The 6004-nt window shown below is 43.2% G+C and carries 7 protein-coding genes and 1 pseudogene; 3 read left to right on the top strand and 5 right to left on the bottom strand.

The window, feature by feature from the left end; all coding sequences use genetic code 11:
* Positions 1-211, top strand: a 211-nt coding sequence (locus tag ACZMB2_RS08640; RefSeq protein ID WP_487596420.1) for a hypothetical protein, incomplete at its 5' end; no start/stop codon positions are given.
* Between the two features lie 83 nt (positions 212-294).
* Here the strand turns inward: ACZMB2_RS08640 and tnpA are convergent.
* Both tnpA and ACZMB2_RS08630 read right to left on the bottom strand, forming a co-directional pair.
* Positions 295-561: pseudogene (tnpA, locus tag ACZMB2_RS08635) on the bottom strand (IS200/IS605 family transposase); the annotation flags it as partial.
* A gap of 154 nt (positions 562-715) precedes the next feature.
* Positions 716-1219 carry a Gx transporter family protein gene (locus ACZMB2_RS08630; RefSeq protein ID WP_487596419.1) on the bottom strand — a complete coding sequence of 168 codons (504 nt, stop codon included), beginning with the start codon at positions 1217-1219 and terminating at the stop codon, positions 716-718.
* Positions 1220-1693: 474 nt separating this feature from the next.
* Between ACZMB2_RS08630 and ACZMB2_RS08625 the strand changes: the two genes are divergently transcribed.
* Positions 1694-2194, top strand: coding sequence for an alpha/beta hydrolase (locus ACZMB2_RS08625; protein ID WP_487596418.1), 501 nt, complete (start codon positions 1694-1696; stop codon positions 2192-2194).
* Positions 2195-2216: 22 nt separating this feature from the next.
* Positions 2217-2570, top strand: a complete 354-nt coding sequence (locus tag ACZMB2_RS08620; protein ID WP_487596417.1) for a serine aminopeptidase domain-containing protein — start codon at positions 2217-2219, stop codon at positions 2568-2570.
* Here the strand turns inward: ACZMB2_RS08620 and ppk1 are convergent.
* The 3 genes from ppk1 to pstB are packed head-to-tail and all read right to left on the bottom strand — an operon-like array spanning position 2471 to position 6003.
* Positions 2471-4609 (bottom strand): polyphosphate kinase 1, encoded by a 2139-nt coding sequence (ppk1, locus tag ACZMB2_RS08615; RefSeq protein WP_487596416.1) that lies wholly within the window; start codon positions 4607-4609, stop codon positions 2471-2473. The two genes, ACZMB2_RS08620 and ppk1, sit on opposite strands and share 100 nt — an antisense overlap.
* On the bottom strand, positions 4602-5249 hold the full coding sequence (phoU, locus tag ACZMB2_RS08610; protein WP_487596415.1) for a phosphate signaling complex protein PhoU: 648 nt from the start codon (positions 5247-5249) through the stop codon (positions 4602-4604). The genes ppk1 and phoU overlap by 8 nt, the downstream gene beginning before the upstream one ends.
* A gap of 4 nt (positions 5250-5253) precedes the next feature.
* Positions 5254-6003 carry a phosphate ABC transporter ATP-binding protein PstB gene (pstB, locus tag ACZMB2_RS08605; RefSeq protein WP_308460088.1) on the bottom strand — a complete coding sequence of 250 codons (750 nt, stop codon included), beginning with the start codon at positions 6001-6003 and terminating at the stop codon, positions 5254-5256.
* Position 6004 lies beyond the last annotated feature (1 nt).

Raw genomic sequence — 6004 nt, 5'->3', positions numbered from 1 at the left:
ACAGCCTCGGAATTTGCAGTCAAAAAAATGGAAACTTCTTATTTTTGAAAGGCAGGACAATGAAATTTTTTATGCCGCTACTTTGGTAGAAAATGATTGTGTGCCGGAGATGATATTTTTACAAACGACTTACAGACAACGCTTAAAGAATAGCAAACCCAGTCGAGCCAGTCAACGGCAAGATGAACGGCTCTTGCAGAGCCGCCGTTGACAGCCCCGCCCGGTTTTGCAGTTAGGCAGCCAAGGAGCGACAGCCTAAAGTGCTGCCGCCCCTTACTTTTATGATACAGCATCAACTTTGAAAGTATATCCTTTTAATGATTTAACTGCTTTGTGAATGCCAAACTGAGGGTCTACTTCCATGAGTATGTGTACATGGTCCGGCATGATTTCCATTTCCATGATGTCTACAGAAATATTTGCAGCATATGCAAGGAGAAGTTCCTTTAATCTGGTATCTATTCCATTTGTTAAAATTTTGCGTCTATACTTAGGACACCAAACAACATGGTATTTACAAGAATAGACTACATTGCTATTGGATTTATATGTAATATTCATATATGTATTATATGCCATTTTTAAATCTAATACGAGGATATTTTGTTCCATCGGGGGTTACTTGCGTAAATTCGATGGAAGTGTCTTATATCCCCATAGCTAAAGCAAGGGGTTTTACGACACACTGGATAATCTTATACACAATCTTATTTTATCACACATGGCTTATCGGCACCCGTTTTTTCACTTCCGCCGATACCACACCGATCAGCAATCCGGTAATCACGCCTGCTGCCAGCAGCACGGGACCATAATAGATGAGATTCACGGATTCCAGCACCAGCATGGCCATAAAAAGCTGACCCACGTTATGCATAACACCACCTATCATACTCACACCATAAATACTGAATGCACCGCTTTTTTTTGCCAGCAGCATAGCAAGGAAACTGACCACAGCACCTGAAAGACTATAAAGAATCATGGACAAGTTTCCAAAGAGAAATCCAGAAAGGAAAATCCGCATCATGTTCACGCAGAGTGCTTCCACTGGAGTCAATGTGTACAGTGCCCATACGATCACGATATTGGCAAGTCCCGGTTTTACACCAGGTATCCCAAGCGGAATGGGAATCAAAAATTCAATATATCCGGCAATCAGACCAAGGGATGTCAAAAGTCCCATCAGTGCCAGCCGTCTTGTTTTATCATTTCTCATAAAATATCCTCATATACTATATGTTCAAATTATAATATATGAATTTGTAAAATACAACTATATTGACAACTAAAACAGCCGTTGGACATATAGAGACATTTCTCTTTACTATGCCCGAAAGCACTTCACTCGCCTGAGAAATCTCCTGATTTTTATCTTCAAAATAGGAACAATGGACATATAGTTCATCTCCATGGCCCTAACACCCATAGTAAAAAGAATTGTTGGATGTATGGAGCCATTCTGTGGCTATCCGCCCAACAGCCATAAAATTGATCGCGGAAATACTGAAAAACAGCCGAAAATACTACTCCGTGCAAGTGTTTATGGGTAGAGAAACCAGAACAATGTCTCTATGCCCAGCCCTCATAAATCAGAAAACAATAACAACCAAAATGAACTGTGATTCTTCATTCCTCTTTGACCTTTCTCACTCTTTCGTATATAATATTTCCTTGAAAGAAGTGGTTTACTATGAAAAAAGAACTTTTTACATTTACCGGTACGGCAGGAAATTCCCTGTCGGCTGTCATCTGGCTTCCGGAAAAGACACCAAAGTTACTTTTCCAGATTACCCACGGAATGACAGAACATATGGGACGCTATGAGAAACTGGCAGAAAAGCTTACCGAACAGGGGATTGTTACCGCGGGATTTGATCTGCCGGGACATGGACGAAACCCGGGACGCCCGGACTGTGCATCTTTTGGTGAAGCAGGATGGACACAGACCCTTGCCGATATGCAGTCATTTTCGGAACAGCTGACATCACGCTTCGCAGGTGTTCCTCTGGTACTTATGGGATTTTCCCTGGGATCTTTCCTGGTAAGAGATTATCTGAGCAGCGGATATACCATTCCATCGGCCGCTGTTATTATGGGCACAGGTACCCAGCCGTCCCTGATACTGTCCGGCATCAAAAAACTGGTGGAACTTCAAACCGGCCGGGACGGATTTCGACTGGCTCTGCTCTGATGAACAGGAGCTGGAAGCTTACATGTCCGATCCACTCCGACGGGCCAATATTTCCTCTGGTCTGTTTTGGCAGCTGCTGGATGCCATGCAGCGTACTGCACAGCCAGAAGCCTATGCATCCCTTCCGAAAGAGTTTCCGGTGTTACTGCTTTCCGGAGCAGCTGATCCTGTCGGTAGTTTTGGTGAAGGTGTAAAAACGGTTGCAAAGATTATGAAAAAAGCAGGCATGAACAATGTTCAGCTGAAACTGATTGCTCATGCCCGCCATGATGTGTTTCATGAATTACAAAATGGTGCCGCTGATGAGACGACAGAACTTCTGCTTTCCTTTCTGCATTCCTTCCTTATTGCACCAAGATTTCCAGCTGCCTCATAGGCTTTTTCAAAGAAATATTCCTGTGAATTCAGCGGCTCTTCTCCATCAGGTCTGGATACATGCCGGTAACTGCCGTCTGCCAGCTGTACTCTGGCTTTTACATTGTCTTCCAGCATAATGCGGAACATCGCTCTCAACCGGTCACGTAATGCCTCATTTTTGATCGGGACTGCCACTTCTACCCGGCGAAGGGTATTTCTGGTCATAAAATCTGCAGATGCAATAGATACCTGTTCCCGCTCACCGGTTCCGAAGAAATAGATTCTCGAATGCTCCAGATAACGGCCTACAATACTGATTACTCGGATGTGATCGGTTTTTCCTGCAATACCACTCTGAATACAGTTAATCCCACGAATCACCATCTCAATGCGGACGCCTGCTTTTGACGCTTCGATCAATTTATCAATGATCTTCTTATCGGTCAGGGAATTGATCTTAATACCGATATACGCATCCCGGCCTTCTATTGCCTCTGCAATCTCCCGATCCATCAGCTCCAGAACTTTATTCTGCAGACATTTCGGTGCTACCATAAGCGTATTCACATGATCCACCGTCTCGCCCATGGCCAATGCCTGAAATACCATCATCGCATCCTGTCCGATTTCAGGATCGGCAGTCATCAGTGAAAGATCCGTATAAAGCCGCGCCGTTTTCTCATTATAATTTCCGGTACCGATCTGGGTAATGTATTCGATCTTTCCTTCTTCTCGTCTGGTAATGAGGCAGAGTTTGGAATGAACTTTTAATCCATCCAAGCCATAGATCACATGACAGCCTGCATCTTCCAGCCGTCTGGACCATTCGATATTATTTTCCTCATCAAAACGGGCCTTCAGTTCTACCAGTACATCCACCTGCTTGCCATTCTCCGCAGCCTCCACCAGTGCTTCTACCACTTTACTGTCTTTTGCCAGACGGTAAAGTGTCATCTTAATGGACACTACTTTCGGATCCCAGGCAGCTTCATGAAGCATGTTTAAGAATGGTTTAATACTCTCATATGGATAAGAAAGCAGAATATCTTTTTCCAGAATCTGCGGAATCATCGGCTGTGCACGGTCGATCATAGGACTGTTCTGCGGAATCCGTTTCTGGTAAAATAACTCCGGCTTTGTGCGGAGTTCATCCTGAATCCGGAACAGGAAGGAAAGATCCATAGGAGATTCCATCCGGAATACCTGCTGTTCTTTCAGACCCAATACTTCGCAAAAACGCCTCAGAATGGTCTCATCCAGCTCACGGGTCATTTCCATGCGGACCGGACAAAGTTTTTTGCGAAGCTTCACTACTTCTGCCATATGATCCCGGTAATTCAAGTCTTCATCATAAATACTGTCTGCATCAATATCTGCATTTCTTGTAATACGGATCAATGATTTTGCTACAATCTTATATTTCCGGAATACTTTAGGCAGAAAATGCAAAATCAGTTCCTCCGCCAGCATAAAAGAACCTGGTCTTGATGGAATTGCAATCAGACGTTCAAACACTCCGCTGTTGCAGGGAATAATGGCGATTCTCTCTTTCTCACTCCGGGTTTCCAGAACTGCCACTGCATAGATATCTTTATTTTTCAAAAATGGAAATGGCTGCTTTTTTCCTACAATGATTGTTGACAGAAGTGGCTGAATCTCACTTACAAAATACCGTTCCAGATATTTTGATTCATCTTCTGTCAATTCCGAAAAGCAGATCAATTCTACTCCCTGTTCACTGATCTGTCCCATCAGTTCACGGTAAATCTGATCTTTTCTGGCAGTCAGTTCCTGAATTCTCTTCAGCAGAGCTGCAATCTGTTCCTTGGCCGTCATATTGGTTTTATTTTCCCGTTCTTCTTTCTTCAGAAGCATCATATCGTGAAGAGAGCCAATCCGGACCATAAAAAATTCATCCAGATTGCTTTGAAAGATAGAGAGAAAACTCAGTCGCTCACATAACGGATTTCTGCCGTCTTCTGCCTCTTCCAGTACTCTCTCGTTAAATTTCAGCCACGATAATTCCCTGTTTTGATAACAGGCTCTGTCATCAATCATGTTCTTTATGTTCTCCTGTCACGGAATATTCTACCCATTCTGCAATATTTACCACATGATCAGCAATACGTTCAAAATATTTTGCAACCATCATCATATCAACGCACAGCTCACCTTCATCCGGATTCTGGGCAATTTCCTGAATTACTTCTGTCTTAATCTGATTAAACAGATCATCCACCGTATTGTCTTCTTTCATCACTTTTCTGGCCAACAGAAGATCTTTTCTGACGAATGCATCAATACTTTCTGTGAGCATGCTCATGGCAGATTCCGCCATCTGCTGAATATGTACATGCTGGGTCAGTTCACTGTTTTCCAAAAACTTTGTAATATCTGCAATGTCGGAAGCCTGATCTCCAATCCGTTCCATATCCGAAATCATCTTCAGTGCTGCGGAGATATTTCTCAGGTCTCTTGCTACTGGCTGCTGCTGCAGGAGAAGTTTCATGCAAAGATTTTCAATTTCCCGCTCTTTATTATCAATTTCATACTCTGTTAAAAATGCTTTCTGTCTGGCCTGTTTATCAGAATGAAGAAGTGCTGTCATGGCATCTGCCACTGCTTCTTTACAAAGTGCTCCCATCTCGATCAGGTCTTCATTTAACTGCTGCAGCTGCTGCTGAAATTTGTCTCTCATAACATCAACCAAACCTTCCTGTAATATAATCCTCTGTTCTCTTATCCTTTGGCATAGCGAACAGTTTTTCCGTATTATCAAATTCTACGACTTCTCCCAACAGGAAGAATGCCGTGTTGTCAGAGATACGGGCTGCCTGCTGCATGTTGTGGGTAACCATAATAATGGTATAATCTTTTTTCAGTTCCAGTGCCAGATCTTCTACTTTAGATGTAGAAATCGGGTCCAGGGCAGATGTCGGCTCATCCATCAGAAGCACTTCCGGCTGTACTGCCAGGGCACGGGCAATACAGAGACGCTGCTGCTGTCCACCGGACATGCCAAGTGCACTCTTCTTCAGACGGTCCTTCACCTCATCCCAGATAGCTGCATCACGAAGGGATTTTTCCACGATGTCATCCAGATGGGCTTTATTGCGGATTCCATGGGTTCTTGGTCCATAGGCGATGTTATCGTAAATGCTCATCGGAAACGGATTGGGTTTCTGGAATACCATACCGACTCTTTTTCTAAGGAGTGTTACATCCATATTTTTATAAATGTCCACACCATCCAGTGTTACCTCACCGGTAATTTTACATCCTTCTACCAGATCATTCATCCGGTTCAGAGATTTTAACAATGTAGATTTTCCGCATCCGGATGGTCCGATAAAAGCAGTGATCTCTTTCTCTGGAATATCAAGATTAATATTTTTTAATGCATGGAAATCATCATAGTAGAGATCCAGCTTTGATATGTTGAATTTTCCCATA

Source organism: Hominiventricola sp., assembly GCF_057604405.1.
The sequence above is the reverse complement of the archived record's forward strand: the minus strand, read 5'-3'. Positions and strand labels throughout refer to the sequence as shown.

What these genes read in the sequence shown, in the direction of transcription:
- ppk1 (WP_487596416.1), bottom strand. Translation starts at nt 4,609, where the DNA reads ATGATTGATGACAGAGCCTGTTATCAAAACAGGGAATTATCGTGGCTG.
- ACZMB2_RS08625 (WP_487596418.1), top strand. Translation starts at nt 1,694, where the DNA reads ATGAAAAAAGAACTTTTTACATTTACCGGTACGGCAGGAAATTCCCTG.
- phoU (WP_487596415.1), bottom strand. Translation starts at nt 5,249, where the DNA reads ATGAGAGACAAATTTCAGCAGCAGCTGCAGCAGTTAAATGAAGACCTG.
- ACZMB2_RS08620 (WP_487596417.1), top strand. Translation starts at nt 2,217, where the DNA reads ATGTCCGATCCACTCCGACGGGCCAATATTTCCTCTGGTCTGTTTTGG.
- pstB (WP_308460088.1), bottom strand. Translation starts at nt 6,003, where the DNA reads ATGGGAAAATTCAACATATCAAAGCTGGATCTCTACTATGATGATTTC.
- ACZMB2_RS08630 (WP_487596419.1), bottom strand. Translation starts at nt 1,219, where the DNA reads ATGAGAAATGATAAAACAAGACGGCTGGCACTGATGGGACTTTTGACA.